This is a genomic window from Rhizobacter sp. P2_H2, assembly GCF_056403375.1.
Genome location: NZ_JBFUFP010001689.1, coordinates 1 through 724, shown reverse-complemented (window position 1 = coordinate 724; position 724 = coordinate 1). Strand labels below are relative to the sequence as shown.

The 724-nt window shown below is 68.8% G+C and carries 1 protein-coding gene; it reads left to right on the top strand.

Translation table 11 applies throughout. From position 1 onward, the window contains the following. The coding region (locus AC1D15_RS35635; protein ID WP_477829804.1) for a DEAD/DEAH box helicase at positions 1-724 on the top strand (724 nt) is incomplete at both ends.

Sequence of the window (724 nt, the reverse complement as noted above, 5' to 3'; positions counted from 1 at the left end):
GATCCAGGACATGGTGAGCCCGAAGCCGATGGACCGGCTGGTGTGCGGCGACGTCGGCTTCGGCAAGACCGAGGTGGCGCTGCGCGCGGCCTTCGTCGCCGTCACCGGCGGCAAGCAGGTGGCGATCCTCGCGCCGACCACGCTGCTGGCCGAGCAGCATTTCCAGAACATCTCCGACCGCTTCGGCAAGTGGCCGGTGAAGGTGGCCGAGCTGTCGCGCTTCCGCTCGCCGAAGGAAGTGAAGGCGGCGCTCGAAGGCATCGAGGACGGCACGGTCGACATCGTGATCGGCACCCACAAGCTGATCAGCCAGAGCGTCAAGTTCAAGCGCCTCGGGCTCCTGGTGATCGACGAGGAACACCGCTTCGGCGTGCGCCACAAGGAGGCGATCAAGGCGATGCGCGCCGAGGTCGACGTGCTGACGCTGACCGCGACGCCGATCCCGCGGACCCTGGGCATGGCCCTGGAAGGCCTGCGCGACCTGAGCGTGATCGCGACCGCCCCGCAGCGGCGCCTGGCGATCAAGACCTTCGTGCGCAACGAGAGCACCGGCACCATCCGCGAGGCGATCCTGCGCGAGCTGAAGCGCGGCGGGCAGGTGTACTTCCTGCACAACGAGGTCGAGACGATCGAGAACCGGCGCGAGAAGCTGCAGGAGCTGCTGCCCGAGGCGCGCATCGCGGTCGCGCACGGCCAGATGGCCGAGCGGCAGCTGGAGCACGTG